Origin of the sequence: Streptomyces sp. NBC_00989 (genome assembly GCF_045162655.1) — a bacterium.
Classification (GTDB): Bacteria; Actinomycetota; Actinomycetes; order Streptomycetales; family Streptomycetaceae; genus Streptomyces.
In genome coordinates this window covers 11,157,528-11,183,348 of record NZ_CP108728.1, presented here as the reverse complement: position 1 = coordinate 11,183,348, position 25,821 = coordinate 11,157,528, and the positions used below count along the sequence as shown (strand labels likewise).

General features: G+C 69.8%; 26 protein-coding genes and 1 riboswitch. Of the genes, 12 read left to right on the top strand and 14 right to left on the bottom strand.

Annotation, left to right across the window (positions count from 1 at the left end):
* Nucleotides 1-11: 11 nt before the first annotated feature.
* The 3 genes from OG714_RS50490 to OG714_RS50480 all read right to left on the bottom strand — a co-directional run bounded on the left by OG714_RS50490 (nucleotide 12) and on the right by OG714_RS50480 (nucleotide 1,730).
* Nucleotides 12-878 (bottom strand): CbtA family protein, encoded by an 867-nt coding sequence (locus OG714_RS50490; RefSeq protein ID WP_406131240.1) that lies wholly within the window; start codon nucleotides 876-878, stop codon nucleotides 12-14.
* A 36-nt stretch (nucleotides 879-914) separates the two neighbouring features.
* The gene (locus tag OG714_RS50485) at nucleotides 915-1,130 is read right to left on the bottom strand and encodes a CbtB domain-containing protein (RefSeq protein ID WP_406131239.1); all 216 of its coding nucleotides are present in this window, start codon (nucleotides 1,128-1,130) and stop codon (nucleotides 915-917) included.
* A 57-nt stretch (nucleotides 1,131-1,187) separates the two neighbouring features.
* A riboswitch (cobalamin riboswitch) is annotated at nucleotides 1,188-1,261 on the bottom strand.
* A 124-nt stretch (nucleotides 1,262-1,385) separates the two neighbouring features.
* The gene (locus OG714_RS50480) at nucleotides 1,386-1,730 is read right to left on the bottom strand and encodes a hypothetical protein (protein WP_406131238.1); all 345 of its coding nucleotides are present in this window, start codon (nucleotides 1,728-1,730) and stop codon (nucleotides 1,386-1,388) included.
* 402 nt (nucleotides 1,731-2,132) lie between these two features.
* Here OG714_RS50480 and OG714_RS50475 point away from each other — a divergent pair, with 402 nt between their 5' ends.
* The gene (locus tag OG714_RS50475) at nucleotides 2,133-3,293 is read left to right on the top strand and encodes a hypothetical protein (protein ID WP_406131237.1); all 1,161 of its coding nucleotides are present in this window, start codon (nucleotides 2,133-2,135) and stop codon (nucleotides 3,291-3,293) included.
* 13 nt (nucleotides 3,294-3,306) lie between these two features.
* On the opposite strand, the gene OG714_RS50470 is transcribed toward OG714_RS50475, so the two are convergent.
* Together OG714_RS50470 and OG714_RS50465 are read right to left on the bottom strand one after the other, a co-directional pair.
* Nucleotides 3,307-4,125 (bottom strand): hypothetical protein, encoded by an 819-nt coding sequence (locus OG714_RS50470; RefSeq protein ID WP_406131236.1) that lies wholly within the window; start codon nucleotides 4,123-4,125, stop codon nucleotides 3,307-3,309.
* 133 nt (nucleotides 4,126-4,258) lie between these two features.
* Nucleotides 4,259-5,083: a DUF427 domain-containing protein gene (locus tag OG714_RS50465; RefSeq protein ID WP_406131235.1), complete on the bottom strand. Its 825-nt coding sequence runs from the start codon at nucleotides 5,081-5,083 to the stop codon at nucleotides 4,259-4,261.
* A 241-nt stretch (nucleotides 5,084-5,324) separates the two neighbouring features.
* Here OG714_RS50465 and OG714_RS50460 point away from each other — a divergent pair, with 241 nt between their 5' ends.
* Nucleotides 5,325-5,813 carry a beta-class carbonic anhydrase gene (locus tag OG714_RS50460; protein ID WP_406131234.1) on the top strand — a complete coding sequence of 163 codons (489 nt, stop codon included), beginning with the start codon at nucleotides 5,325-5,327 and terminating at the stop codon, nucleotides 5,811-5,813.
* A 41-nt stretch (nucleotides 5,814-5,854) separates the two neighbouring features.
* Here OG714_RS50460 and OG714_RS50455 read toward each other — a convergent pair whose 3' ends face one another.
* Nucleotides 5,855-6,256 (bottom strand): peptidoglycan-binding protein, encoded by a 402-nt coding sequence (locus OG714_RS50455; RefSeq protein ID WP_406131233.1) that lies wholly within the window; start codon nucleotides 6,254-6,256, stop codon nucleotides 5,855-5,857.
* Nucleotides 6,257-6,440: 184 nt separating this feature from the next.
* Between OG714_RS50455 and OG714_RS50450 the strand changes: the two genes are divergently transcribed.
* The 3 genes from OG714_RS50450 to OG714_RS50440 all read left to right on the top strand — a co-directional run bounded on the left by OG714_RS50450 (nucleotide 6,441) and on the right by OG714_RS50440 (nucleotide 9,579).
* The gene (locus OG714_RS50450; RefSeq protein WP_406131232.1) at nucleotides 6,441-7,382 is read left to right on the top strand and encodes an ArsR/SmtB family transcription factor; all 942 of its coding nucleotides are present in this window, start codon (nucleotides 6,441-6,443) and stop codon (nucleotides 7,380-7,382) included.
* 178 nt (nucleotides 7,383-7,560) lie between these two features.
* Complete coding sequence (locus tag OG714_RS50445; protein WP_406131231.1) at nucleotides 7,561-8,388, top strand: DUF1684 domain-containing protein; 828 nt, start codon at nucleotides 7,561-7,563, stop codon at nucleotides 8,386-8,388.
* 210 nt (nucleotides 8,389-8,598) lie between these two features.
* The gene (locus tag OG714_RS50440) at nucleotides 8,599-9,579 is read left to right on the top strand and encodes an ArsR/SmtB family transcription factor (RefSeq protein WP_406131230.1); all 981 of its coding nucleotides are present in this window, start codon (nucleotides 8,599-8,601) and stop codon (nucleotides 9,577-9,579) included.
* A 187-nt stretch (nucleotides 9,580-9,766) separates the two neighbouring features.
* On the opposite strand, the gene OG714_RS50435 is transcribed toward OG714_RS50440, so the two are convergent.
* Nucleotides 9,767-11,167, bottom strand: a complete 1,401-nt coding sequence (locus OG714_RS50435) for an NtaA/DmoA family FMN-dependent monooxygenase (RefSeq protein WP_406131229.1) — start codon at nucleotides 11,165-11,167, stop codon at nucleotides 9,767-9,769.
* Nucleotides 11,164-12,264 carry an LLM class flavin-dependent oxidoreductase gene (locus tag OG714_RS50430; protein ID WP_406131228.1) on the bottom strand — a complete coding sequence of 367 codons (1,101 nt, stop codon included), beginning with the start codon at nucleotides 12,262-12,264 and terminating at the stop codon, nucleotides 11,164-11,166. The genes OG714_RS50435 and OG714_RS50430 overlap by 4 nt, the downstream gene beginning before the upstream one ends.
* 456 nt (nucleotides 12,265-12,720) lie before the next feature.
* On the opposite strand from OG714_RS50430, the gene OG714_RS50425 reads away from it, so the two are divergent.
* Complete coding sequence (locus OG714_RS50425; RefSeq protein WP_406131227.1) at nucleotides 12,721-13,500, top strand: alpha/beta hydrolase; 780 nt, start codon at nucleotides 12,721-12,723, stop codon at nucleotides 13,498-13,500.
* A 4-nt stretch (nucleotides 13,501-13,504) separates the two neighbouring features.
* Here OG714_RS50425 and OG714_RS50420 read toward each other — a convergent pair whose 3' ends face one another.
* Together OG714_RS50420 and OG714_RS50415 are read right to left on the bottom strand one after the other, a co-directional pair.
* Complete coding sequence (locus tag OG714_RS50420) at nucleotides 13,505-14,740, bottom strand: 4-hydroxybenzoate 3-monooxygenase (RefSeq protein ID WP_406131226.1); 1,236 nt, start codon at nucleotides 14,738-14,740, stop codon at nucleotides 13,505-13,507.
* A 57-nt stretch (nucleotides 14,741-14,797) separates the two neighbouring features.
* Complete coding sequence (locus OG714_RS50415) at nucleotides 14,798-15,232, bottom strand: hypothetical protein (RefSeq protein ID WP_406131225.1); 435 nt, start codon at nucleotides 15,230-15,232, stop codon at nucleotides 14,798-14,800.
* A gap of 283 nt (nucleotides 15,233-15,515) precedes the next feature.
* Here OG714_RS50415 and OG714_RS50410 point away from each other — a divergent pair, with 283 nt between their 5' ends.
* Nucleotides 15,516-17,702: an MMPL family transporter gene (locus OG714_RS50410; RefSeq protein WP_406131224.1), complete on the top strand. Its 2,187-nt coding sequence runs from the start codon at nucleotides 15,516-15,518 to the stop codon at nucleotides 17,700-17,702.
* Nucleotides 17,703-17,880: 178 nt separating this feature from the next.
* Here OG714_RS50410 and OG714_RS50405 read toward each other — a convergent pair whose 3' ends face one another.
* The gene (locus OG714_RS50405) at nucleotides 17,881-18,663 is read right to left on the bottom strand and encodes a maleylpyruvate isomerase family mycothiol-dependent enzyme (protein ID WP_406131223.1); all 783 of its coding nucleotides are present in this window, start codon (nucleotides 18,661-18,663) and stop codon (nucleotides 17,881-17,883) included.
* A gap of 77 nt (nucleotides 18,664-18,740) precedes the next feature.
* The gene (locus tag OG714_RS50400) at nucleotides 18,741-19,103 is read right to left on the bottom strand and encodes an STAS domain-containing protein (RefSeq protein ID WP_406131222.1); all 363 of its coding nucleotides are present in this window, start codon (nucleotides 19,101-19,103) and stop codon (nucleotides 18,741-18,743) included.
* 184 nt (nucleotides 19,104-19,287) lie between these two features.
* Between OG714_RS50400 and OG714_RS50395 the strand changes: the two genes are divergently transcribed.
* The gene (locus OG714_RS50395) at nucleotides 19,288-19,749 is read left to right on the top strand and encodes an ATP-binding protein (RefSeq protein WP_406131221.1); all 462 of its coding nucleotides are present in this window, start codon (nucleotides 19,288-19,290) and stop codon (nucleotides 19,747-19,749) included.
* Between the two features lie 67 nt (nucleotides 19,750-19,816).
* On the opposite strand, the gene OG714_RS50390 is transcribed toward OG714_RS50395, so the two are convergent.
* The gene (locus OG714_RS50390) at nucleotides 19,817-20,560 is read right to left on the bottom strand and encodes a class I SAM-dependent methyltransferase (protein WP_406131220.1); all 744 of its coding nucleotides are present in this window, start codon (nucleotides 20,558-20,560) and stop codon (nucleotides 19,817-19,819) included.
* Between the two features lie 270 nt (nucleotides 20,561-20,830).
* On the bottom strand, nucleotides 20,831-21,727 hold the full coding sequence (locus OG714_RS50385; RefSeq protein ID WP_406131219.1) for an alpha/beta fold hydrolase: 897 nt from the start codon (nucleotides 21,725-21,727) through the stop codon (nucleotides 20,831-20,833).
* A gap of 253 nt (nucleotides 21,728-21,980) precedes the next feature.
* Between OG714_RS50385 and OG714_RS50380 the strand changes: the two genes are divergently transcribed.
* The 4 genes from OG714_RS50380 (at nucleotide 21,981) to OG714_RS50365 (ending at nucleotide 25,770) form a co-directional block, all read left to right on the top strand.
* The gene (locus OG714_RS50380) at nucleotides 21,981-22,808 is read left to right on the top strand and encodes an alpha/beta fold hydrolase (protein ID WP_406131218.1); all 828 of its coding nucleotides are present in this window, start codon (nucleotides 21,981-21,983) and stop codon (nucleotides 22,806-22,808) included.
* Between the two features lie 143 nt (nucleotides 22,809-22,951).
* A complete protein-coding gene (locus OG714_RS50375) occupies nucleotides 22,952-23,131 on the top strand; it encodes a hypothetical protein (protein WP_406131217.1) in 180 nt (59 codons plus the stop codon).
* Nucleotides 23,132-23,297: 166 nt separating this feature from the next.
* The gene (locus OG714_RS50370; RefSeq protein ID WP_406131216.1) at nucleotides 23,298-25,100 is read left to right on the top strand and encodes a thiamine pyrophosphate-requiring protein; all 1,803 of its coding nucleotides are present in this window, start codon (nucleotides 23,298-23,300) and stop codon (nucleotides 25,098-25,100) included.
* Nucleotides 25,101-25,197: 97 nt separating this feature from the next.
* Nucleotides 25,198-25,770, top strand: coding sequence for a Dps family protein (locus tag OG714_RS50365; protein WP_406131215.1), 573 nt, complete (start codon nucleotides 25,198-25,200; stop codon nucleotides 25,768-25,770).
* Nucleotides 25,771-25,821 lie beyond the last annotated feature (51 nt).

The window sequence follows — 25,821 nt, the reverse complement described above, 5'->3', positions numbered from 1 at the left end:
GGAAGAGTTCGTTACGCCGGGACGGGGTCCGGCTCCTGCGACGGCGTACTGGCGTCCGGGCGCGCCGGGTTGAGGAGACGTTCGGCGAGGGGGGCGAAGATCAGGCCGAGGGCCGTCCAGAGGATGAGCTGCGCGGCGACCGAGTAGAAGCGGAAGTTGAACAGCACGTCGGCGGGGAAGCCCGGGTAGACGATGGTGCCCTTGGAGTCCTTCAGCGGCAGCGGTGTCTCGGTGGCCTGGTTGCCGAAGTTGGCCTTGTTGTACGAGAGATGGCCGAGCTGCGGCAGGAGCAGCATGACGATCCCGATCGCGACGACGAACGCGGCGCCGGCGAGGAGGGTCGCGTTCCAGTTGCCGAAGCGTGCCTGGAGGTGCTTGCCGAGGTAGACGGCACCGGCGAGGAAGGCGACGGAGCACACGATCATGATCAGGTACAGGGCGCTGCGCTGCTGGATGGTCTCTTCGTGGCCGATCGCGGGCGGGTTGGCCGGGTACTTCAGGAACGGCACCAGGTACATGCCGAGGAACCCGCCGCCGGCGACGAGAAGCGCCAGGTTGCGTGCCCGCAGTCCGCCGGTGCGGCCCAGGCAGACGGCGTAGGCGACGGCGAACAGGGCGCCCATCGCCACGCCGAAGAGGATCATGCCGGCGCCGATGCCGACGTTGGCCTGGATGGTGCGGCTGAACAGTTCATGTTCGTGGCCCTCGACGGGCAGGCCGGCCGCCTTGTCCAGGGCGTTCTGGGCGGCGTCACGGCCGCTCTCGTAGTCGATGGCCTTGGCGATCTGTGGCTCGGCGAAGATGCGCGCGAACACGAAGGCGAGCAGGCCCGCGACTGCGCCGGCGAGTATGCCGCGCAGTATGAGCTTCTTTTCCATGTCGAGTTGTCCGTACTTCCAGGTGCCGGCGGAGGGTCAGTGGCAGGGGAAACCGAGGAAGTGGCGCGCGTCGTGGACGAACTCGTGGACGTGCATGTCGTTGCCGAACACCGAAACGGCGCCCTGGTCGACACCGATGAAGTAGTAGATGGCCAGGGCGATCAGCGTGGTGCCGACCAGCCAGACGATCGACTTCGAGACCGGCAGGACAACCGGCGTGGACACCGGACGGGATGTGGAAACGCTGCTCAAGGTGAGCCCTCCTTCGGGATCGTGCGTCCCTTGCGTGTACGGGCGAGTGAAGGATCAGTGTCTGACTCGCCCTCCACCTATCGGCGGCGGGCTCACAGTGGCGCGACCGTGCTGGAATTCCACCAGCTTCCTTATGCCATCACTACAGGGGGAGAGTACGGCGCGTCTCTCCGGGCCGTCAATCAGGCCCGTTCCCCGTACGGCTCCTGACAGAGCCGTGTGCGTGCGGGGAGTTGGGTGCCGGTGCCCCTCCCGTCACCGCTTCGTCGTGAGCCTCAGGTCGACCTCCTGTTCCTGGTCTCCCGACGCCGTGCCGCGCTCGTCCACGGCGAACGTGACGCCCAGCGCCTCACGAAGCTGGTCCACGGCGACGTAGCCGCCCTGGAGCGTGGCGGAGACCGAGCCCCCCAGGGGGATGGGGTCGGTCGGGATCCATTCCTGTGTCGGCTCGAACTCCGCGGTCCATACGGCGGTTCGGTCGCCCGGCTGTTCCTGGGGCACGTCGTCGGAGGGCCGGTCGGTGGGGAACGCCGTCCGCAGGACGCCGAAGACGGTGGCGGCGTCCTCCTTGGACGCTCCGGTGAGGGACACGGTGGCCATCGGGGTCACTCTCCTTGGGTTCGTTGAGCAGTTGGTCCTTCGTCGGTCCCCGCGCCCCGCTGTGGGAACGATCACCTTCCTTCCACGCGGGTGCGGTCCGGCTCGGCCGTAGCCGACCCGTTTTCCGACGATTTCCCAGGTACCCGGCGTCCGCCGCTTCTCACGTGGCCCCCCGGAACGCGTTGATTCCATCTGACGCACGGCTCGCGCGCGGTGCGAGCAGGCAGCCACCGAACGGATGAGCGTGCGGGCCGCCCCGACGGCACGGGCGGCGGGCCGGGGTCACACGGGTGGCGTACTCGCGTGGCGTGGTGGCGGGCGGACGCCTAGTAATGGACGGGATCAGCTTGTTCATCGCGCTTCGGGGGGCGATAGCAGCATCACCTCTTCATGGAGCCGAGCATGACCACCCGCTCTTTCTCGCCCAGCCCGGACCAACCCGAGATACCTCACGGCATCGCGGCCCACCCGCTCGCACCCTCCGACGGAGGACCGGGCGACGGATCGCCGCCGACGTCACGTCCGTCGCAAGAGAGCCCCGCCCAGACCGGCCCCGAGGGCGAGAACGCCGATCCGATGCACCGCCTGGTGCATGCCGCCGTCGCCGACCGGCCCCTCGACGAGGTCCTCCAGCTCATCACCTTGCTGGAACAGTCACCCAAGTACGCGCAGGCCACCGTCGACGCCCTGCGGGCGGTCGGTGTGGACCGGTCCGTGGAGGACGTCACGCGCCTGGTGACGCTGCTGACGAAGCCGCCGCGCAACCCCGACTGCGCCGACGAGGCGATCCGCGCGGCCGCCGAACGCCGGCCGGTGGAGGAGGTCACCCGGCTGATGGCCCTGCTGCAGCAGGCTCCGCTGGAGCCGCACTGCGGCGAGGAGGCGGTACGGGCCGCCGCCGGCAGACCCGTCGAGGAACTCGTCCAGTTGATCGGCCGCTTGGCCGAGGAACAGGACGCGTCCGCCCAGGTCTCGTCACCGGTGGCGGGGAGGTCTACGGCTCCGCTGTACGAGGCGCCCGGACCGGACCCGGCGGACACCCACGATCCGGAAGGTACGGGCGAGCGTCCGGCCGCTCGTCAGCGCCGTCCACGGCGTCCGCGTACGGCGACGCACCGCACCACTCCCCTGCTCTGGCCGAGGCTGATCGCGGCAGCGGCGCTCGTGCTGTGCGGGCTGGCGTACTTCCCGCCGCACCGTGACGGAGCCTCCGGCACCGCCTTCGGGTTCGCGCTCGGTGTCTCGATCCTGTGCGTCCTGCTGGCACCGGCGCTGGTCCTCCACGGCGGCCTCTTCGTGCTCGCCGTGTCCATGGTGGTGCCGGCCGCGCTGGCCGCCCTCCAGTTGTTCGACGGGCGGTTCCACTCCTCGCGTCTCTCCCAGGCGTTGCGGATCACTGCCGCACCGCCCTGGCTCGCGGGGCTGATGGCCGTACTCGCCGCACTGACTGCTCTCACGGCGCTGCTCGCGCTGCTCGCCTCGCGGAGGTTCGGCCGCCAGCTGGACCTTCCCGGCCGTCCCGATCACCGGGCGCTGGCCGACGCGAACCAGACGCCTCAGTAGGCGTCCGACCCGCTCAACGAGCGGTGGCGCCGGAGCTGTTCACGGCGTCGCCGCTCGCGGACGGCACGCTCGACGCCGAGGCCGCGGGGCTGGAGGCGGCACTGTGGCTCGGCTTGGCACCGGAGCTGGGGCTGGTCTCCGGCTTCGTGCTCGTGGACGGCGAGGCGGTGCCGCCCGAGTACGACCCCGCGCTGCTGGAGGTGAGCGGCGTGGGTGTCGGGCTGTGTGCGGGAGCGTTCTTTCCGGCCGAACCGCCGCCCAGCGACGTTCCGTTGCCGGACTCGTTCCTGACCGCGGCCGCTATCGGCTTGCCCATGATGAGTTCGCCCACGGTCACCGTGACCATCGCCAGGGCGAAGACCAGGCCTGTCGCCAGGGCGAACTTCTTCCAGCCGATGGACTTCCAGAAGGATCCGGTGCGGCCCGTGCGATAGGTGGTCACCGACTCGTCGTCGGAGGGGGCCCCGGAGACGGCGTCGGACGGTGTCGCGGCACCGGCCGAGGTGTCGTGCGGTAACGCGAACGCCGCGCGGGCGTCCGCGCGTTGCATGGCCCGCTCCTCACTCGGCGTCAGCGCCATCGCCACCGACGGCACCCTTCTGCGGATCCCTTCTCCCGTCCGTCGGAAGGCATGCTGGAAGACCGCCGCGCCGGTGGTGGCGCTGGTACTGACCACGGCGGCGCCGATGATCGTCCCGGTGACTCCCAGCAGGGACGCGAGCACCGCGCCCACCACGGTGGCAAGCGCACTCGCCACCACCTGCACAGCGGTCAGATCGAGCACCTTGCGCTTCGGCGCCTGCTTCTTCTCTTCCTTTTTGTGACTCTCCATCAATGACCTTCAACATCCTTTGACAGTTCCGGAGCACGACAGCCGTCGACGAGGCATGTGCAAGGTGTCGACTGCCCTGTTGGCGGTGTTTCACCTCAACTCGAACCAACAGGGCTGGACTTCACCGGTACCGTCACGCCGGCGGCTGCTCCGCGAGCGTCTCGGTGAACGGTGTGACGGGGCGCTCCTGGGCCTCGCCGTCCACGCGGATGTCGACCGCCTCGTTGTAGAAGGCGAGGAGGTCCTTGACGGCGCCGACGGCCGGCAGGGGTTCCGGATAGCTCCAGACGATGTTCGGCGGGACACCGGGAGCGCCGGCCTCGCCCTGCCACGACCAGTAGGTGGCGGTGCCCTTGTAGGGGCATCCGGTGCTGTGGTCGGTGGGCTCGAACAGGTCCAGGCGGACGTCTTCGCGCGGGACGTAGTACCGGGTCGGCAGGCCGGTCTCGAACAGCAGGACCGGGCGGTGGGTGTCGGCGACGACCGTGCCGTCGATCTCGACCGTGACATGGCGGCTGCTGGGGATGGCGTCCACTCGTTTGTGCGGGTCACGGGGGTGGATGAAGATCTCTTCCTCCTCCTCGTACCAGTGGTCCAGACCCCGTCCGACCCGCCGGAACCACTCGAAGGCGATGTACCCGGCCAGGTCGTCGGCCGGGTAGGTCCAGGCCGCGTTCTCCACCAACTCGGCGCCGATCTCAAGGTCGTAGAAGATCCGTGATCCGGTGTGCGTGCCGTTCGGCGGGTTCTTCGCCGGGCGGAGGAGGTCCTCGCGGACCTCGTCGTCCGGGAAGGCGTACGTCGGTACCGGTACGGCGGGCTCCCATACGAGGACGGGGTGCCTGCTGTCCACGACGGTGGTGTCGCCCTTGCGGCCGCGTACCCAGCGTCGGCTCGGCTCCCACAGGAGGCCTTCGGGGGTGGTCCTGACGTCGCGTGCGGTGGGGAAGGTGCTCATGACCCTTGCTCCGTGTTCCGTAGGGGATGGGGCGGATCGGGAGGCCGATGCGGCTGACCGTTGCTTGCCAGTTTCCGGTGGTGGAGGGTTCACTGGTGGGGTGCAGACCTTCGCCACCACGCTGACAGGCTTCTGGCCCTCGCGTCGTGTCCACGTCTTCGACGTGTTCTGTTGCCGTGCGCCGTCCCCGACCCGCGCACCGCACTCCTGAGAGCAGAACACTCGAGAACCGAGGTCCACCATGTCCGTGACCGATGAACTGCTGGCCAACAACGCCCGTTACGCCGAGACCTTCGACGGCCCGCTCCCCCTTCCGCCCGCCAAGCACCTCGCCGTCGTCGCCTGCATGGACGCGCGGCTCAACGTGTACGCGATCCTCGGCCTGAACGAGGGCGAGGCACACGTCATCCGCAACGCGGGCGGTGTCATCACCCAGGACGAGATCCGCTCGCTCGCCATCAGCCAACGGCTCCTGGGGACCGAGGAGATCATCCTCATCCACCACACGGACTGCGGGATGCTGACCTTCACGGACGACGGTTTCAAGGCCGCGGTCGAGGAGGACACCGGCATCCGCCCGCCCTGGGCCGCGGAGGCCTTCGGCGATCTGGACACCGACGTACGGCAGTCGATCGCCCGCATCAAGGCCGACCCCTTCGTCGTGCACAAGGACAGCATCAGGGGTTTCGTCTTCGACGTCGCCACCGGGAAGCTCGCCGAAGTCGGCTGACCGCGACCGTGCCCGGCCCCGCACCCTCCGGCTGCCGTACGTCAGGGAGTCGGGCACCCGTCGGCGGAACGCAGCGCGCCCCAGGTACGTGGGCCGACGATTCCGTCAGGGGTGAGGGGGGCGGCGCAGCCCCGGAGGTCGTCCCAGGACTGGAACGCGCGTACGCCCAGGTAGACCTGGTCCCCGTAGCGGGCGTCCGTGCCCGCCCCGACCCAGCCCCGCAGCGCCAGAAGACACTGCACCTCGCGCACCCGGGCCCCCGTGTCTCCCCTGCGGGTGAGCGCCTCACCGCTGTAACGCCCGCACGACACCGCGGCGTTCGGTGCGGTGGGCACCGTGGTGGAGGCCCAGCCGGTCGCGTCCGGCCCGGTGCCGTTGACGTGGAGTCCCGCGACGATGAACGCGGCCGTGACGCTTGCCGCCACTTGCGTCCTGAAAGACATCCTTCTTCCCCCTGTTCAACATTCCGTTTAATACGGCTGAGACAAAGCTGTCAGCGGCACACACGCCGGGCTACACTTTTAAGCGGTGCCTTAACAGTGACTCGGTGAAGTGTCACTAAGCACCAGGGGGGTGAATACCGCGCTCCGCATTCATTTCACGGATGCCGATCTAGTCCGCACCAGGATGGCCACTGTGCCCGATCCACTGTGGGACATCGCACTCAGCCTGCACCGTCTCCAGGCGCCGGAAGGGCGCTGGGCGTACGCCAGTTGGTTCCGCGACGCGCACAGGCGACTGATCGACAAAAACCTCGACCGAGTGGTCACAGAACTTCTGCTGCCCCTTTTCCCGAGCACCTACTACCCCGACTTCTTGAATCCCTCCGAAGCACAAGTCGGACTGTCCGCGGGAATTGAAGCAATCGTCGAAACATCACCCGCGCGAATACAGGAAGAGGTCCGACGCTTCGCCGCGCAGGCGGCCGCCCCGGCGTGGGCACCGCGCCTCGCCGAACGCGGGATGCGCGAGGTCGTGGCGGAAGGCCTGCGCCAGTACTACTACACCGCCATCGCGCCCTATCACGACTACTCCCGCACCTGCCTGGACGCGGAGCGCGCGACCCTGGGCCAGACCATGCTGCACGGCGGCCCCGACGGCCTGCTGGCCAACCTCGGGCCGCACATGCGATGGATTCCGCCCGTCCTGTACGTGACGTATCCGGTCGAGGACCGCGACCTGTGGCTGGGCGGGCGGGGACTGCTGCTGGTGCCGTCCTACTTCTGCTGGGGCGCGCCCGTCGCCCAGGGCGACCCGACCCTGCCTCAGGTGCTGGTCTACTCCCCGCACCGGGAAACCCTGGACTCCCCCGGCCTGTTCTCCTCGACCGCACCGCTCACCGCCCTGTTGGGCCGCACCCGGGCCCTGATCCTGCGGGTCACCGCCGGCGGGGCCACGACCGGCGAACTGGCCCGCGCCGCCGGTGTCTCCGCCCCCGCGGCGAGCCAGCACACCGCGGCACTTCGGAACGCGGGCCTGATCATCAGTCACCGCCGCGGACCCAAGGTCGTCCACACCATCACGCCCCTGGGATCGGCTCTGCTGCACGGACCGGACCAGGCCGCGTAGACGAGGCGACCGACATACCCGGCCACGGCCCTGGTCAGGGTCCCGGCCGGGGAAGGCCTGCACAGTCCTGACAAGAAGCTGTCACACGCGGACCGGAATCCCCCGCCGGGCGGCCGGGGTTGGCACTGGTAGCAGCCCGCTTCGAGGCCGGGCCTCGCGTGACGAAGGAGCGACGACCATGACCGTTGACCTAACGACGACGGATCTCCAGGCCTTCACCCAGGACTGGCTGGAGTGGTATCGCGGGCAGGAGGAACGGCTCGCCGCTCCGCACGGGTTCCTGGCGATCACCGGGCTGCACTGGCTCGACGAGCGGCCGCAGCGGTTCCCGGACGCGCCGGGCGCCTGGTGGACCGACGACGCCGGGGTCGCCGTAGCCCTCGACGACGGCGACGAACTCGTCGTGGACGGCACGCCGGTGCGCGGTGAGCACCGCTTCGGTGTGCTGCCCGAGCGGGGCGGGGTCGACGCGGTCTGGGGCGATGCCGTGATCGAGGTGGCCAGGCGTGGCGGGAACGACATCGTGCGGCCCCGGCACCCGGACGCGCCGCTGCGCACCGCCTTCGCCGGTACGCCTGCCTACGCGCCGGATCCCCGCTGGGTGGTCCGGGGGCGTTACACGGCCTTCGAGACGCCGCGTCCGACGACCGTGGGCGCGGCGGTCGAGGGGCTGGAGCATGTCTACGACGCGCCGGGCCGGGTCGAGTTCGAGCTGGACGGGCAGTCGTTGGCCCTGACCGCGTTCCCCGGACGCGGGCCGGGCGCGCTGCTGCTGCTCTTCACCGACGCCACCTCCGGGGTGACCACGTACGCCGCGAACCGGGCCCTCGCGCTCGCCCCGCCGACCGCCGACGGCACGGTCGTCCTGGACTTCAACCGTGCGACGAACCTGCCGTGCGCCTACACCGACCTCGCCACCTGCCCGCTGCCGCCGGCGGAGAACCGGCTGCCGGTGTCCGTCGAGGCCGGGCAGAAGACACCCCGTGAGCGGGGAGGAGCGGTCTGATCGTCGCCCCGGCTGCGCCCAGGACACCTCCGGGCCGCAGCCGGGCTCGTCGAACCCGTTGGCTCGCCGGGACGCGGTACGGCCATCCGTCTCCCCCATCGACAACCATGCGCACCCCTCAGTCGTCCCCCTTAATGGCGCGCCGGTCTTCGCGCGGCCGTGCCCCCACCACCGACACCGCGCACGGACGACGCGCAGGAAAGAGGCCGCATGCTCCGTATCCACTTCACCTCGCAGGACCTGCAGAACATCCGGGTGGCCCGCCAGCCCCACGCTCTCTGGGAACTCGTGTGTGGTGTCTGCCGGTTGGACGCGCGGCAGGGGGCGCTCGAGTTCGGGCACTGGCGCCGGTCGGTGCGCGAGGGGCTGGCGAAGGATCCGCGGGCCCGGCGGGCCCTGTTGCCCTTGCAGACGCTGATTCCGCCCGTGGGCTACATCCCCGACTTCCTCACGCCGTCGGTCACGGGCGGCGGTCTGGCCGTCGCCCTCGACGAGGTGCGGTCCACCTCCCGCACCCGGCTGAGCCGTGAGCTGGGCCGGCTCGCCGAGTCACGTCCGCTGCCGTCCTGGGTGTCCACCCTCGACAGACCGGGCGCCAAAGCCCTGGGGACGTTGACGCGAGCCCTGGAACTGTCGTGCAGGACACTGCTCGAACCGTACTGGCCGCGCATCCAGACAGCGGTCGGCGACGATGTCGAGCTGCGTTCCCGCGCGCTCCTGGACGGCGGCACCTCCGCTCTGCTCAACACGCTGCGCCCGCACGCCCGTTGGCACGCTCCCGTCCTCGATGTGGAATATCCCGTCGACCGCGAACTCCACCTGGAGGGGCGCGGTCTGCTGCTCGTCCCGTCGTACTTCTGCTGGCGCAGGCCCACCGCGCTCGCGGATCCCACGCTGGGGCCGGTGCTCGTCTATCCGGTCGCCAAGCAGCCCCTGGAGATCGTGCGGGCGAGCAAGGACGGGCTGGAGCGGCTGCTGGGCCGGACCAGGACGGTCGTCCTGGCGGATCTCGCCGGTCATGGAGCGCGTACGACGTCCGAGGTGGCCACGGCGGCCAACATCGCGCTGCCCAGCGCCAGTTACCAGCTCGGCGTGCTGCGCGACGGAGGTCTGATCGTCAGTCACCGGGACGGCCAGTTCGTACGGCACTCGGCAACTCCCCTGGGCCTGCGCCTGCTTGACGCGCGGTGACCGCGCACACCTCGGCCGGCACCAGTTGGACCGGCTTCGAATTGATTGCCTCCATGTGCCCCTCACACCATCGTTTGTGCCGACCGCACACGAACATGCCGGATGCGGCCATGTCAGCGCGGTCCGGCCGCGCGGTGGCCACCGTGCACAGGGGGACGGTGGGCACCGCGTCCGCGGTGTCGGCGGGTCAGCCCGCCCGGTGTCGGTCCTTCGTGGTGCGGTGGGTGAGGGGTTCGCGCAGGGCGAGGTGTTCGCGGAGGGTCGTACCGGTGTAGCCGGTGCGGTAGACGCCGCGTTCCTGCAGTGCGGGGACGAGCAGGTCGACGATGTCGTCGAGGCCGTCGGGGATCAGGTACGGGGTGACGTTGAAGCCGTCGACGGCGCCGTGCCGGACGAAGTGGGCGAACTTGTCGGCCAGTCCCGCCGGGGTGCCGACGTGGCCGCGCTGGGGGCCGAGTGCGATGACGGTCTCGCGCAGCGACCACCGGTTGGCGTCGGCCTTCTCCCGCCATTCGGCGACCACTTGACGGGGATCGGCGATCCGCCGCGCGCCGAAGGAACCGTCGTTCTCGGCGACGACCGGGTCCTCCTTGGGCAGCGGCCCGTCGGCGTCGCGGCCGGCGAGGTCGAGGCCCCACAGGAGTCCGGCGATGCCCAACGCGGTTGCCGGGGTGACCTGTTGGAGGCGGATCCAGCGCTTCTTCTCCAGTGCCTCCGCCTCCGTGGTGCCGATGATGATCTCGGTGCCCGGGAGGATGCGCAGGTCGTCCTCGGGGCGGCCGACGGCCCGCAGCCGGCGCCGCAGGTCGTCGGCGAAGGCGAGCGCGTCGTCGAAGTCGTTGCCGTGCGCGGAGAAGATGACGTCGGCGTTGCGGGCCGCGAAGTCCCGCCCCTCGCCGGAGTCCCCGGCCTGGAAGATCACCGGGTGTCCTTGGCCGCTGCGCGGCAGGGTGGGCGCGAGGTCGACGTCGAACTGCGCTCCCTGGTGGCGGACTTGGCGTACGGCGCCGGGTGCCGCCCAGTGCGGGGCGCCGGCCGCGCCGGACACGGCCGCGTCCTCCCAGCTGTCCCAGATCGCGCGGGCGACGGTGAGGAACTCCTCGGCGCGCCGGTAGCGGTCGGCGTGGTCGAGGTAGCCGCCGCGGCGGAAGTTGGCGCCGGTCCAGGCGTTGTCGGTGGTCACCACGTTCCAGCCGGCGCGGCCCTCGGAGAGCAGGTCGAGGCCGGACAGGCGGCGGGCGAGGTCGGAGGGTTCGTTGAAGGTGGTGTTGGACGTGCTGACCAGACCGATGCGGTCCGTCACGGCGGCCAGCGCGGCGAGTTGGGTGATGGCGTCCGGCCGTCCGGCGACGTCGAGGTCGTGGATCTGACCGTCGACCTCGCGCAGCCGCAGCCCCTCCCCCAGGAAGAACGCGTCGAACAGGCCCCGTTCGGCGGTCTGGGCGACGTGCCGGAAGTTGGCGGGGTCGATCTGCGAACCGCTGGCCGGGTCCGACCACACGGTCCAGTGGTTGACGCCCTGGAAGAAGACGCCGAGGTGGAGTTGGGCGTCCGGGCGGGGGACGTCGAGGGGGTCGGTGCGGGTCATCGGACATCCTCCTGGGCGGCCGCGGCGGCGTTGCGGTTGGCGGGCCGGTCGAGGCCCAGGTGGCTGCGCAGCGAAGCGCCGGGCAATGGGCGTACGGCGTCACGTCGTTCGAAGAGATGGGGCAGGACCAGCCGGGACAGTTCCGGGAGGTCCTCGTCCAACACCAGCGGGTGCAGGCGCACTCCGTCCACCACCCCCCTCAACTCCCCCAGCAGCGCGGCGAGTCCGGCGGCGGAGCCGATGTGGCGCAGCCGTCCTCGGTCGCTCCAGGGTCCATGCCGCTCAAGGTCGGCGACGCGTTCCTCGGCCGTGGCGTCGGCGGTGTCGAGGGCGACCTCGACCTCGGCGAAGGTGCGCGGTGTTCCGGCGGCGGACGCGCTGGCGCTGACGGCGGCGAGGTCGCGGCCGTCGATGAGGGCGACGTCGAGTCGGTCGCCGGGCACGCGGTCGGGGTGGCCGAGCACGACGAGTTGCCCCTGCGGTGGACGCGGCACGATCGCCGGGCCCTTCACGGTGTAGGTGTCGCCGGTGAAGTCCACGTAGTGCAGGCGGTCGCGGTCGAGATAGCGGCTGGTGGCGACGGAGCGGATGACGGCGTCGTCCTCCCAGGAGTCCCACAGGGCGCGGACGACCTCGACGCCGTCACGGGACTCACGGGCGCGGGCCTCGGCCCCGTCGACGAGCGGGCGCCCCCAGACGGCGGCCGCCTCGGGCCGCACCTCCTCGCTCACCACCCACCCGGCGCGCCCGACCGAGATGTGGTCCAGGGACGCCAACTGGCTTGAGACATGGAAGGGTTCGGCGTACGTGAGCGGCACGGCCGGCGCGACGCCGACGACGCTCGTCGACGCGGCGATGAACGCGGCCCGCTCCACCGCGCCGATCCGGCCGACCGGGTCGGGGCCGGCGCCGGGCGGGAGTGCGCCGTCGTCCAGGGTGAGCAGGGTGAACCCGGCGTTCTCCGCGGCGGCGGCGACGCGGGCCACCCGGCGCGGGCTCAGCAGGTGGTCGGGCGAGTGGGCGGCGCGGCGCCAGGCCGCGGGATGGGCGCCGTCGCCGTCGATTTCGAGGGCGAGCCGCAGAGCGGGGCCGGACATGGGGGTTCCTTCCGAGAACACGTCGAGACAGCCGGCCCGAGGGCCGACATGGGTCAGGGCCGTGCGGAAGGACAGACGGCGGAGGCGGTACGGCAGTAGTCGACATGCCGCCGGATGATCAGCCGAGCGCCCGGGACGGCACCGCGGGGTGCGGCGTCGCGTACGCGCATCAGGGCCTCCACCCGTCCGGGAACGATCGCCTCAACCTTGGTCGTCGGCCCTGGAAGATGTCAAGAACATTAGATGTACGCGCATGCAGCGGTGTCGAGACGGAAAAGCGTTGGCCGCGACGACGACCGGGCTGCTAACTTGCCGTTGGCCGTGACACCGCATGAGGAGGTGAGACCCATGAACGCAGTATCCAGGTGGGTGCTCCCCCTCTTTTCCACGGTTGGGCCAGCGGCATAGGTGTCGCCGGGAGCGCCTCACACCAAGGCGATCCCGAAAGGCAACACCATGGAACTCTCCCAATATTCAGTGCACTTCACCGCTGAGACATCGTCGAACGGTGTCCTCGTCCGGGACTTCACCGTCGGCGAAGTCACCGGCGCGCTCTGGTCCCCCGCTGCCTCCGCCTCCGAACGCGCTCCCCTGGTCCTGATGGGCCACGGCGGCGGCAACCACTGCAAGGCACCGGCCATGGCGGGCCGTGCGGAGCGCCTCGTGAACGGCGCCGGCTTCCACGTCGCCACCATCGACGCACCCGGCCACGGCGACCGACCGCGCACACCGCACGACGAGCGCGAAATCGCCTTGATGCAACGGAAGATGGCGGCGGGCGAACCGGTCGGCGAGATCGTCGTCCGCTACAACGCGCACCTCGCCGAACGCGCCGTACCGGAGTGGCTGGCGACCCTGGACGCCCTCCAGGAACTCCCGGAGATCGGCACCGAAGGACCCGTCGGCTACTACGGCCTCAACATGGGCACCGCGATCGGGGTACCGCTGACGGCCGCCGAACCCCGCATCGCCGCCGCGGTGTTGGGCCTCTTCTGGTACGACGAGACCCTCGCCGAGACGGCGCGGCGCATCACCGTCCCGATCGAGTTCGCGCTCCAGTGGGACGACGAGCACATCCCCCGCCCGTCCGGTCTCGCGCTGTTCGACGCCTTCGCCTCGAAGGAGAAGTCGCTGCACGTCAACTCGGGCTCACACAAGGAGCTGCCCAGGTTCGAGGCGGACAGCGCGGTCCGCTTCTTCGCCCGGCACCTGACCGTGGGCGGCTCAACGGCCTGACATGTCAACGCGGTTGCGGCCCGGCGTCCTCTCCGAAGTCCATCCCCGTCATGAGTTCGGAGAAGGCGCCGGCCGCGCCGGGTGATGTGAAGAGCCGGTCGAGCCGTGCGCGGGCCAGACTCCGGTGAAAGGGACCGGAGTTGGTGGCGTCACCCGCGTCGTGGAGCATGCGGGTCATCCAGTGCGAGAACTCCTGGTCGCTCCAGACGCGGCGCAGGCACCGCTCCGAGTAGGTGCGCAGGGCGGTGTCGTCGTGGTCGTGGACGGCGTCCCGTACGGCTCGGGCGAAGAGATCGGCGTCGTAGAGAGCGAGGTTCATCCCCTTGCCGCCCATCGGCGAGACGATGTGCGCGGCGTCGCCGACGAGGAAGAGACGGCCGTACTGCATCGGGTCGTGGACCAGGCTGCGGAGCCGGAAGATCTCGCGGTCGGTGATCGGGCCGGAGACGAGGTCCGGGTCGCCGAGCCGGGTGCGCAGCGCGTCCCAGACGCGGGCGTCGGACCAGGCGTCGGGGTGGTCGTCGGGCGGGCACTGGAGGTAGTAGCGGCTGGTGTACGGGCCGCGCGGGAAGTGGGCGGCGAAGCCCTGCGGGCTGACGGCCAGGAGCGGGTGGGCCGGCGGCGGCGCGTCGGCCAGGACCGTCAGCCAGCCGATCCCGTGATCGAAGGCGTATGGCGTGAGGACCCCGTCGGGGACGGCGCTGCGGCTGATGCCGTGGTCGCCGTCGCAGCCCGCGACGAAGGAGCAGGTGATCGTACGGAGGCTCCCGTCCGCGGTGCGGTAGCGGACGGTGGGACGATCGCCGGTCAGGTCGTGCGGGGAGACGTCGGCGGCCTCGAAGCGCAGGTCGCCGCCGTCCTCCAGGTACGCGGCGGTGAGCTTCTGGACCAGCATCTGCTGGGGGCAGAGGCGGGCCGTGGGGCCCTCGGAGCCGTCGTAGTCGTTCACCAGATGGGTTTCGCCGTCGACCCGGAGCTCCAGGATGCCGTCGTGCGGGATGCCGCCCAGGACGCGGTCGGCCAGCCCCCAGGAGTCGAACATCCGGACGGCGCGGGTCTCGACGATGCCGGCCCGCTGGCGCTGTGCCACATACTCGCGGGTCTGCCGTTCCAGGACGACACAGTCGATCCCGTTGCGCCGCAACAGGTTCGCGACGGTCAGCCCGGCCGGGCCGGCGCCGATCACCACCACGGTCGTGGATTCCGGCGACTCACTCAACTCCCGTGCGGCGTCAGCCACTTGACCACCTCCGGAAGCACCCTACCGACGCCGGGGGCCCGAGCGACCGGCAGCCGGTCACTTCACCTCGATCGTCACCTTCCAGGTCTCGACGAGAAGGGGGCAGAGGCTGCCGGGGTCGGGGACGCAACGGCGTTGCGCGGTGACGGTGGCGGCGCCGGCGGCCGCCGCGTGGAAGACGGCCGTGGCGTCACCGGACGGGTACGTGGCGTCGGAAGCATGCCCGAGCACCGCCGAGTTGCCGGACTCCGGAGCGGTCCAGGTGTAGGTGAATCCGCGCTCGCGGGAGTGGGTGAGCCGGATCTCGACATCGCCACCGGAACTCGCGGGCACCGTGCGGCCGTTGTCCGCGTTCGTGAGGACGACGCGCGCGACCAGGTGTGCGTGCGGTGCCTGGCTCTGCGCGGCCGCCGGCGTCCCGGCGGACGTCGTGACGGCCACGAGGACCAGCCCCGCGGCTCCAAAAGCCGTGGACCACTTCGTTGCTCCCATGATTTCCTCTCCTCGCACCCGCCGGACCGGCGGTCTCCGGAAGCGGCGAGCGTGCCGCCCCGCGGCACAACGTGGTGGAGAAGGACGGGTCACAGACAACCACCCGTTCGTGCGGACCTGTGCCGCAGCGATGCGTGTGTTATGAATCTTCACGCGTCACCGATAGGACAAGAAGACAGACAACCGTTCGACCGGCCCCACGGGTGAGGACCGGTCGGGGTCGCCCATGCCGGGGTCCGCTCCCCGGGCTGCGGTGATCTTCCTTCCCAGGAGGACCTCCCGCATGTTTCGACGTATTGGCACTGGAGTCGTCAGACACCCCGTCTGGACGATAGTGGCCTGGCTGATCGCGGCGGTGGCGATCGTCGCCACCGCGCCCGGCCTGCCCTCCAACAGTGACGAGAGCAGTTTCCTGCCCAAGAGCTACGAGTCCATCAAAGCGGCGGATCTCCAGGTGAAGGCGTTCCCCAGCGCCTTCACCCCGTCCGCGATCGCGCTGTACCAGCGCACCGACGGCGGCAAGCTCACCGCCGCCGACAAACAGGATGTCGCCCGCATCACGACCGAACTGGGCGAGAAGCACATCGACCAGGTGCAGAAGGTGGTCCCCGGCCAGCCGTCCAAGGACGGCAGGTACACCATGACCCTGGTCCAGATGGACAGCAAGAACGCCGGTCAGCCGGTTCAGGCGGATGCCGCGAAGGTGTTGCGCGACGACGTCAAGCAGCTCGCCAAGGGCACGGACCTCGACGTCAAGCTCGGCGGTTCCGCCGCCCAGGCCCTCGACCAGCAGGACTCCTCGAAGCGCGGCGAGGCGCTGATCGGCATCGGGACCTTCCTCATCATCCTGGTGACCCTGCTGATCATCTTCCGCGCGCCGATCCTCGCCTTCCTCCCCCTGGTCCTGATCGGAGTGGTGGCGTCCATCGCCAACGGGCTGATCGCGTACGCCACCAAGCTGTTCGGCCTGCAGGCCAACAGTTCCGTCTCGTCGATCCTGATCGTCGTGCTGTTCGGCGTGGGCACGGACTACTTCCTGTTCCTGATGTTCCGTTACCGGGAACGTCTGCGGGCGGGTGACGAGCCGAAGCAGGCCATGGTCAACGCGGTCGCCCGGGTCGGTGAGGCCATCGCCTCGGCCGCCGGCGCGGTCATCATCGCGTTCCTCGCGCTGGTGCTGTCCACGCTGGGCTTCCTCAAGCAGATGGGCCCGGCGCTGGCCATCTCGGTCACCGTCACCCTGATCGCGGGCCTGACGCTGATCCCGGCCGTGGTGTCGCTGATCGGGCCGAAGGTCTTCTGGCCGTCCAAGTCCTGGCAACAGGAGCCGCAGAACGCCCGGTTCGCGGCTCTCGGACGCGGTGTGCAGCGCCGGCCCGCGCTGACCGCCGCGCTCTCCGGTCTCGTCCTCGTCGCCCTGTCGCTGGGCACGCTCGGCTACAAGGCGACCTTCGACCTGGCCTCGGGTTCCATGCCCAAGACCAAGGAGTCGATGGTCGGCCAGGACGAGATGCAGAAGGCGTACTCGGCGGGCGCCGCCGCACCGACCGACGTCTACCTCTCCAGCACCGACGGCCGGCCGCTCGACAAGACCGGCTTCGCCGCCTACGCGGAGAAGCTCGGGGCCGTCGACGGGGTCGCGAGCGCCCGTATGAGCCAGGTCAACCAGGCCGGTACGACGGCGGACTTCACCGTCACACTGAAGTATGAGGCGTCCACGGAGAAGGCGATCGACGCCGTGGGCCGGGTGCGGGAGGTCGCGCACTCCTCCGCGCCCGACGACACCGAGGCGCTGGTCGGCGGCATGTCCTCGATCTACAAGGACATCAACAGCGCGGTCAACCACGACTACCGCACCGTGTTCCCCGTCGCCGCCCTGCTGATCATGCTGATCCTGGGACTGCTCCTGCGCAGTGTGGTCGCACCGTGGTACCTCATCGCCTCGGTGGGTCTCGGCTTCGGCGCCACCCTCGGCGCGACCGTCTGGATCTTCCAGGACGCGCAGGGACACCCGGGGCTGATGTTCATGCTCCCGGTGATCATGTATCTCTTCGTGGTCGCCATCGGCACGGACTACAACATCCTCATGATCGCCCGGCTCCGCGAGGAGGCCCGCGAGGGCCGCGATCCGCGCGAGGCGGCGAGCATGGCGCTACGGCACGCGGGACCGACCGTGGCCGCGGCCGGTTTCATCCTCGCGGCGACCTTCGCCACGATGATGCTGGCCGGCAACGCGCTGCTCACGGAGATGGGTTTCGCCGTCTCCTTCGGCATCGCCGTGGCCGCCTTCGTGATGGCGATGTTCTTCACGCCGAGCCTCACCGCCCTGATCGGCCACGCCGCCTGGTGGCCGGGCCACGCCGACCGCACCCCGGAGCTGGCGGGCATCGGTTCCGACACCTCCGGACCGGCCTCCGGCGCAGGAGATCAGGACTCGGTCAGCCACGGTCCGGCGGGCCGTCGCAGCTAGCAACCAGCAATAGTGCGGGGCTTGTTCACCGATCCTTACGATCGGTGAACAAGCCCCGCACCCACGTCACCGGTCGACATGCCCGCGCAGGCCGTCGGTCAGCGTGTCGAGGATCGAGGTCACCTGGACCTTCGCCTGGGAACTGCTCGCGCTGGGCCTCAGCCCTCCTCGTGGCGTCCTAAGCGCTCGGGTCCCAGGCCAGGAGCAGGTCGAAGAGACGTGGGTCGCCGTCCACCTTCAGGGAGTTCACCGGGATGCGGGCGTACAGGGCCAGGACCAGCTCCCCGGCCGTGCCCCGGAGGGTGGCGCCGACCGGGTCCGGGGCCTCGCCGGAATCAGCGGCGGGCGCGGGGAGTTCGGTGACCCGGGCGCCGTCGGCGGAGAGTGAGAGGCGCCAGGAACGGCCCTCGGTGGCGTGGTATTCGACGGCAGCGGGCTCGTGCGGCCAGGGGTCCGTCCCGGCGCAGCAGGTGGACAGGAACTCGTCGACACCGTCGAGCGCCGCCTCGTCCGGCAGCGACTGCGGGGCACCCAGGGTGAGCTGCGCGTCGTAGGTGTGCACCATCGCCTCCTGGACCTGGTGCCGGGCCACGGCACCGGAGGTCTGCGGCGACCGCGACCCGCCCCACCATGTCCAGCAGCCGCGCTCCGGGCCGAACTCGCGCAGTGCGCGCAGCAGTTGGTCCGTGGACTCGGCCGACCAGGCCAGCAGGGCCGTACGCTCCCGAGGCGCTTCCGGGACGGACACGTCGGGGCGGGCGTCGGCAGGCCCCGCGGCGACGATGGCGGCCCAGCTGCGGTGCACCCCGCCCAGGTGCTGCACCAGATCCCGCAGCGTCCACTCCGGGCAGGTCGGCACCTGTACGTCGAGGCTCGGCGCGGAGGCGACCGCGGCCCGGAACGCGACCGACCGTTCGTCGATCAGCCGCAGCAGGACGGGGAACTCCAGGATCTGTGTCACGCGGAGTGTCTACCACCGTGCTTCGGCAACCCGCCAACGGATTCCCGGCCGCTCCGGCGGTCGGTTCCCCCCAACGGTCAGTTTTCCAGGGCCTGTTGGAGTGTCGGGTGGCAGCCGATGAATCCGTCGATACCGACGAGTTGGATGATGCGCAGCACGGGCGGGGTGGCCCCGGCCAGTCGCAGCCAACCGCCTGCCTCCGCGAGAGCCGTCTGCACGGCGATGAGAATGTTGATGCCGCTGGAGTCCATGAAGGTGACGTGGTGCAGGTCGATGACGACGCGCGGTGCGGCGCCCTCCGGCAGCTCCAGCGCCTTCCTCAGTGAGCCGCCCGTCTCCTGGTCGATCTCTCCGGCAACAGCCACGACCAAGGTGCCGTCGACGACGTCGGTCCTGACCGACAACCGCCCCGGCTGCCCCGCGTGTTCGGTGTCCACCATCTGTCCTCATACACAAGTCGGTGAGCGCTACGGATCAGGATTTTCATCCGGAGTGCTGCCCCGCATCGTACGGTTGATGCTTGTGTCCGGTGGAGCTGTCCGATGGAGCCGGCAGAGATTGGCGGAGTGCGCGTTGCTTCACGGGGTATGCGCCGGGCACGCGGAAGGCGGTGAGACGATCCGGATGGAACCAGATTCATCGGAGGACGACGACACAGCGCCGCAGGCCCGGGCCCTGCGGTCCACCGTGGCGTTGGACGGGGACGGTTCGTGCATCGCCGAGGCCCGCCGGCTGGCCGCGATGTTCCTCGCCCGGGCCCAGGCCGAATATGGACTGCCGGTGTCGGCCCGTGCCATGGATCTCACGCAGCTGGTCGTCAGCGAGTTGGTCACCAACGCCCGGAAGTACGCGCCCGGCCCGGTGCTGATGGATCTGCGGATCGTCGACGCCCTGGTCGAGGTGGAGGTGTGGGACTCCGACCCGGTGCTGCCGGTCGCCCGTGCCGCCGACGCCCAACGGGTGGGGCAGCACGGCCTGGAGATCGTACGGGCCGTGGCGCGCGGCTTCGAGGCACAGCGCGAACCCGTCGGCAAACGCATCACCGCCCGCATCCCTTTGACGGACGCTCCGGATGGCGCGGGGTAGGCGTGAGTGCTCCGGATCGCCGGCGGGTGGGACACAAGTACCGTGTGGCACGGCCGAGTTGTTGCGACTACGGCGCCGACGGAACTCGGTAGACGGAGACGTGCGAACGCGACTCGCCGGTGAACTCGGCGCCGGCCCAGTCCTCATGCCTGCTCTCCAACTCGAACCCGGCCAACTGGGCCATGAGATCGAGTTCGGCCGGCCAGATGTACCGGTGAGGGCTGCGGTACAGCCGCGCCTGCTCGGTCTCGTCGAACCGGAAGTGGTGCGACACGACGTGCTGGCGCAGGATGTCGTAGGTGTCCAGGGCGATGTAGTCGGCGTCGGTCTGCCACACGGTCGCCGCCTGCCCCGGCGGTAGTCTGCGCAACTCGGGCACCCACAGTTCGACCACGAACCGTCCGCCAGGCGTGAGATGGCGGGCGGCGTTCCGGAAACACTCGACCTGCCCGGCCTGGGTGAGCAGGTTCGAGATCGTGTTGTAGACGAGATAGACGAGGCTGTACGTCCCGGGCGCGACGGTGGTCGCCATGTCCCCGATGATCACGGGGATCGCCGCTTCGTCGGCCTTGGTCCGCAGCCGCTCCACCATCGGCACCGACAACTCGATCCCGGTGACCGGGACTCCGCGCTCGGCGAGCGGAACGGCGACCCGCCCGGTCCCGATGGCGAACTCCAACGCCGCCCCGTCCCCCGCGAGATGAGCGAGGCGGTCCACGGCCGGCCCGAGAGTATCGGGCGCGAACATACCGGTGCCGGGCGTGTCGTACCGCTGAGCAGCGTCGGCGTCCCAGAGCTTCTCCTGTCGCATTGGGTCAACGCTGGTTCCCGGCCGATGAGTTGTCCAACGAATTTCCCGGGGATTCCCCTCGGCGGTGCCGCGGCCGTCGAACTCGGAGTGGGTCTCGTCCCTGTCCGGAAGGGCGAGGGACTCTTCCCGGGAGACCGGGTCGTGCTGCTTGACGACCGCACGGGATCCCCCATCGTGCGAGTCCTGAGGCAGCCGCAGCACGAAAGTCGCGCCGGGCGTCCGGCTATGTGAAGCGCGGGGAAGGGATGGCGCCCGGGCCGGGGTTGGCGGTCAGGCGGTCACCGTCTCGGCGTGGTGGACGAACTCGCCGATCCGGTCGGCGAGTTCGGGCCAGAGTTCCTGCGGAAGGCTGTGGCCCATTCCCTCCAGGATCAGCAGGTCGGCGCCCGGTACGGTGGCTGCCGTGGCGCGACCGCCGCTGACGTCGCAGACGATGTCGGCGGCGCCGTGCACCACCAGGGTGGGCACGCGCAGTGACCGCAGCCGTTCGGTGCGGTCGCCCGTGGCCACCACCGCGAGGCCCTGGCGCTGGATGCCGAGGACGTCGTAGCCCCGGTCGAAGACGCGTCCCGCCCGCTCGGCCGCAGAGGTCGCGTCGAACGCGAAGCCCGGTGACGCGGCGAGCCGCAGGGCGCGTACCTGCCATTCGACGAAGGCCTCCCGGTCCTGGGGTGGTGCTCCCAGTTCGGCGAACACGGAGAAGTCGGCCTCCCCGACGCCGGGTTCGCCGGTCGTGGACATCATCGAGGTGAGCGAGCGGGCCCGCTCCGGGTACTCGATCGCGATCATCTGGGCGATCATCCCGCCCATCGAGGAGCCGACGAGGTGGGCGCCGGTGACGCCGAGCGCGTCGAGCAGGCCCACGGTGTCGGCTGCCAGGTCGGAGAGTGTGTAGGACGCCGTGGAGAGGTCGCCGGCCAGGGCCGCCGGGAAGTCCGGCACGGGTGCGTCGCGGAAGTGGGTCGAGCGGCCGGCGTCGCGGGTGTCGAACCGGATCACGTGCAGACCCCGGTCGACCAGTGCCTGGCAGAATCCCTCCGGCCAGTTGATCATCTGGGCGCCCGCTCCCATGATCAGGAGGACCGGCGGTGCCTCCGGGTCACCGAAGCGTTCGTAGGCGATGTCGATTCCGGACGGGCCGACGTTCCGTGCTGTCAGTTCCGGCATGGCCGAAACGGTAGCCATCGCGCGGGCGTGAGAGATCGAACCACGGTCTGACGTTTTTCGCGCCACCCCCGGGTTACGGTGGAAGCGGCCGGGAATTCCCTCGACACGCGGAACTGCCTCGCCTCGCCTAGAGTGTTGTGGACGACGTGCTCATTCCGGTCGCCTCTCGCCGCTGACCCTTGCCGTCGATTCTCCGTGTGACGTACTCAAGAAGTTCGATCAAGAATTTCGATCATTTCGAGAGGAACACACCATGCCCTTCGCCACCAGCACGGACGGCACACAGATCTTCTACAAGGACTGGGGATCGGGGCAGCCCGTCGTCTTCTCCCACGGCTGGCCGCTGACCTCCGACGCGTGGGATCCCCAGCTGAAGCTGATGGCCGACAACGGCTTCCGGGCCGTAGCGCACGACCGGCGCGGTGGCGGGCGTTCCGGTCAGCCCTGGGACGGCAACAACCTCGACACGTACGCCGACGATCTCGCGTCGGTCATCGAGGCCCTGGATCTCCGAGACGTGATCCTGGTCGGGCACTCGACCGGCGGCGGTGAGGTCACCCGCTACATCGGCCGGCACGGCTCCGACCGGGTCGCCAAGGCCGTCCTGGTCGGCGCGATCCCGCCGCTCATGCTAAAGACGGACGCCAACCCGGAAGGGCTGCCGATCGAGGTCTTCGACGAGATCCGCAACGGCGTGGAGGCGGACCGTTCGCAGTTCTACAAAGATCTCAGTGCCCCGTTCTACGGCGCCAACCGCGACGACTCGACCGTCACCCAGGGAACCCGTGACGAGTTCTGGCTCTGGAGCATGACGGTGGGAATCAAGGGCGCTTACGACTGCGTCAAGGCATTCTCCGAGACCGACCTCACCGAGGACCTCAAGAAGATCGACGTTCCCACATTGATCGTGCACGGCGACGACGACCAGATCGTTCCCATCGTGGCCTCCGGCGACAAATCGTCGAAACTCGTCAAGGACGCGATCTACAAGGTCTACCCGGGCGCTCCGCACGGCCTGGCGATGGTGCCCAAGTTCGCCGAGCGGTTCAATGCCGATCTTCTCGAATTCGCCCGGAGCTGATCGCCACGGCCCCGGAGCCGAGTCCACCCGTCGGCGTTTGAGTTCGCGCCCGGCGGGGACCCGAACGGTTGGCTCAAGGGACCGCACATTCCACACCGCACATTCCACACCGCACATTCCACAGAGAGAGAAGTTGAAGCGCTGTGACCGCGCGCACCGTCAAGAAGGAAGACCTGCGGCTGCCGCCCGAGACCGGTTGGGCGAAGGCCCGTCGCCGCGGCGGGAAGGCCGTACGCACCTGCATCCCGCCCGTCGACGACAACAGCGTGACGCCGCCTCCGCAGACACTCACCGAGGGCAACATCGTCAGAGGGGACGACTGACGAGCCGGAGGAAAAGGAACGGAACAGTGGCCGGAAGACGGGCCGGAGGCCGAAGGCTTCCGGCCCTCGGCATGTCATGGCCCGGTGACGGAAGCGAGGGAGGTCGACTTCCGGGGTACCCGTAGGCCCGTACCGGACGGACACTCCCACCGGAAGGACCCCGCCCATGTCCACCAAGGTCTCCGACCACCTCCTCCAGCGATTGCGGGAGTGGGACGTCGCCCATGTCTTCGCCTACCCGGGCGACGGCATCAACGGCCTGCTCGCCGCCTGGGGCCGCGCGGACGACAACCCCCGTTTCGTCCAGGCCCGGCACGAGGAGATGGCCGCGTTCGAGGCCGTCGGGTACGCCAAGTTCTCCGGCCGGGTCGGTGTCTGCGTCGCCACCTCCGGGCCCGGCGCCATCCATCTCCTCAACGGGCTCTACGACGCGAAGCTCGACCACGTCCCCGTCGTCGCGATCGTCGGGCAGACCAACCGCAGTGCCATGGGCGGCAGTTACCAGCAGGAGGTCGATCTGCTGAGCCTCTACAAGGACGTGGCCTCCGACTACTGCGAGATGGTCACCGTCCCGGAGCAGTTGCCGAACGTCCTCGACCGGGCGATGCGCACCGCCGTCGCACGCCGCACGGTGACCGCCGTGATCATCCCGGCCGACGTCCAGGACCTTCCCTACACCCCGCCCGAGCACGCCTTCAAGATGGTGCCGTCCAGTCCGGGTATGCCGCACTACACGGCGGTGCCGGACGACGACGATCTGCGGCGGGCCGCCGATGTGCTCAACTCCGGTGGAAAGACGGCCATCTTGATCGGGCAGGGCGCGCGGGGTGCCCGTGCGGAGGTGATGGAGGTCGCCGACCGGCTCGGTGCCGGGGTCGCCAAGGCCCTGCTCGGCAAGGACGCGTTGGACGACGGCCTGCCCTATGTCACCGGCGCCATCGGGCTGTTGGGCACCCAGCCGTCGTACGAGATGATGCGCGAGTGCGACTCGCTGCTGGTGATCGGGTCGTCGTTCCCCTACTCGCAGTTCCTGCCGAAGTTCGGCAAGGCGCGGGGCGTGCAGATCGACATCGATCCGCACATGGTGGGGATGCGCTATCCCTTCGAGGTGAACCTCGTCGGTGACGCCGCCGCGACGCTGCGCCGGCTGCTGCCCTTGTTGGAGCAGCTGGAGGATCCGGCGTGGCGGGTCAAGATCGAGGCCAATGTGGCCCGTTGGTGGGAGGTCATGGAGCGGCGGGCCGCCGTCGAGGCCGATCCGGTCAACCCTGAGTACGTCGTGCACGCGCTCAGCGGTCTGCTCCCTGACGACGTGATCGTGTCCGCCGACTCCGGCTCGGCCGCCAACTGGTATGCCCGGCACCTGAAGTTGAGCGGTGCGATGCGCGGCTCGCTGTCGGGGACGCTCGCCACGATGGGTGCGGGTGTGCCGTATGCCATCGGTGCGAAGTTCGCGCACGGTGACCGGCCGGCCATCGCGCTGGTCGGGGACGGGGCGATGCAGATGAACGGCATGGCCGAGCTGATCACCGTCGCCAAGTACTGGCAGGAATGGGCGGATCCGCGGCTCGTCGTCGCCGTGCTCAACAACCGGGATCTGAATCAGGTGACGTGGGAGATGCGGGGCATGGAAGGCGCCCCGCAGTTCCTGCCCTCGCAGTCGATCCCCGATGTCGCCTACGCCGACTTCGCCCGGTCCCTGGGGCTGACCGGTATCCGGGTGGAGAAGCCGGACGAGGTGACCGGCGCCTGGGAGAGCGCCCTCTCCGCCGACCGGCCGTGCGTGCTGGACTTCGTGACCGACCCCGCCGTACCGCCGATCCCGCCGCACTCCACGCTGGAGCAGATCGAGGCCGCCGCGTCCTCCGTCCTCAAGGGCGACAGTGATCGCGCGGCCATGCTCAGGCAGGGGTTCAAGGCGAAGATCCAGGATCTGCTGCCCGGCGGAGGACACTCGGCCCATTCGTGACGTATCACTCAGGGACGGGATGTCTGACCGCGCCGGACAGGGGCACCCGTGACCAGGTAAGGAACCGCACACCCTACCGAATGACCTGAGGTGAACCATGACCAGCGAGATCAAGGACCTGACCCCGAAGTACACCGTTCCCGGTATCCAGCGCGAGGCCGCGGGCCGGCTGATCGGTGTGCTGCGGCTGCGGCTCCACTCGCTGAACGATCTCCACCTGACGTTGAAGCACGTGCACTGGAACGTCGTCGGGCCGCACTTCATCGCCGTGCACGAGATGATCGACCCGCAGGTCGACCGGGTGCGCGAGATGGCCGACGACGTGGCCGAGCGCATCGCCGCACTCGGTGGGGTCTCGCCGGGCACTCCGGGCGCACTGGTCGCCGAGCGCACCTGGGACGACTACTCCATCGGCCGGGCCGACGCCATCGCCCACCTGGGCGCGCTCGACCTCGTCTACACCGGGTTGATCGAGGACCTCCGCGCCGGGATCAAGGAGGCGGGCGACATCGACCCCGCCACCGAGGACCTGCTGATCGGGCAGCTGCGCGACCTGGAGCAGTTCCAGTGGTTCGTGCGGGCGCACCTGGAGAGCGCGGGCGGCACGCTCGCCACCGGTGACGCGCGCTCCGAGGAAGAGGCGGCGGCCAAGGGCGCCGAACTCGGCTGAGGACGAGGACACCCCAGACACTTGCCGTTTGACAACTATGGCCATGAGGCA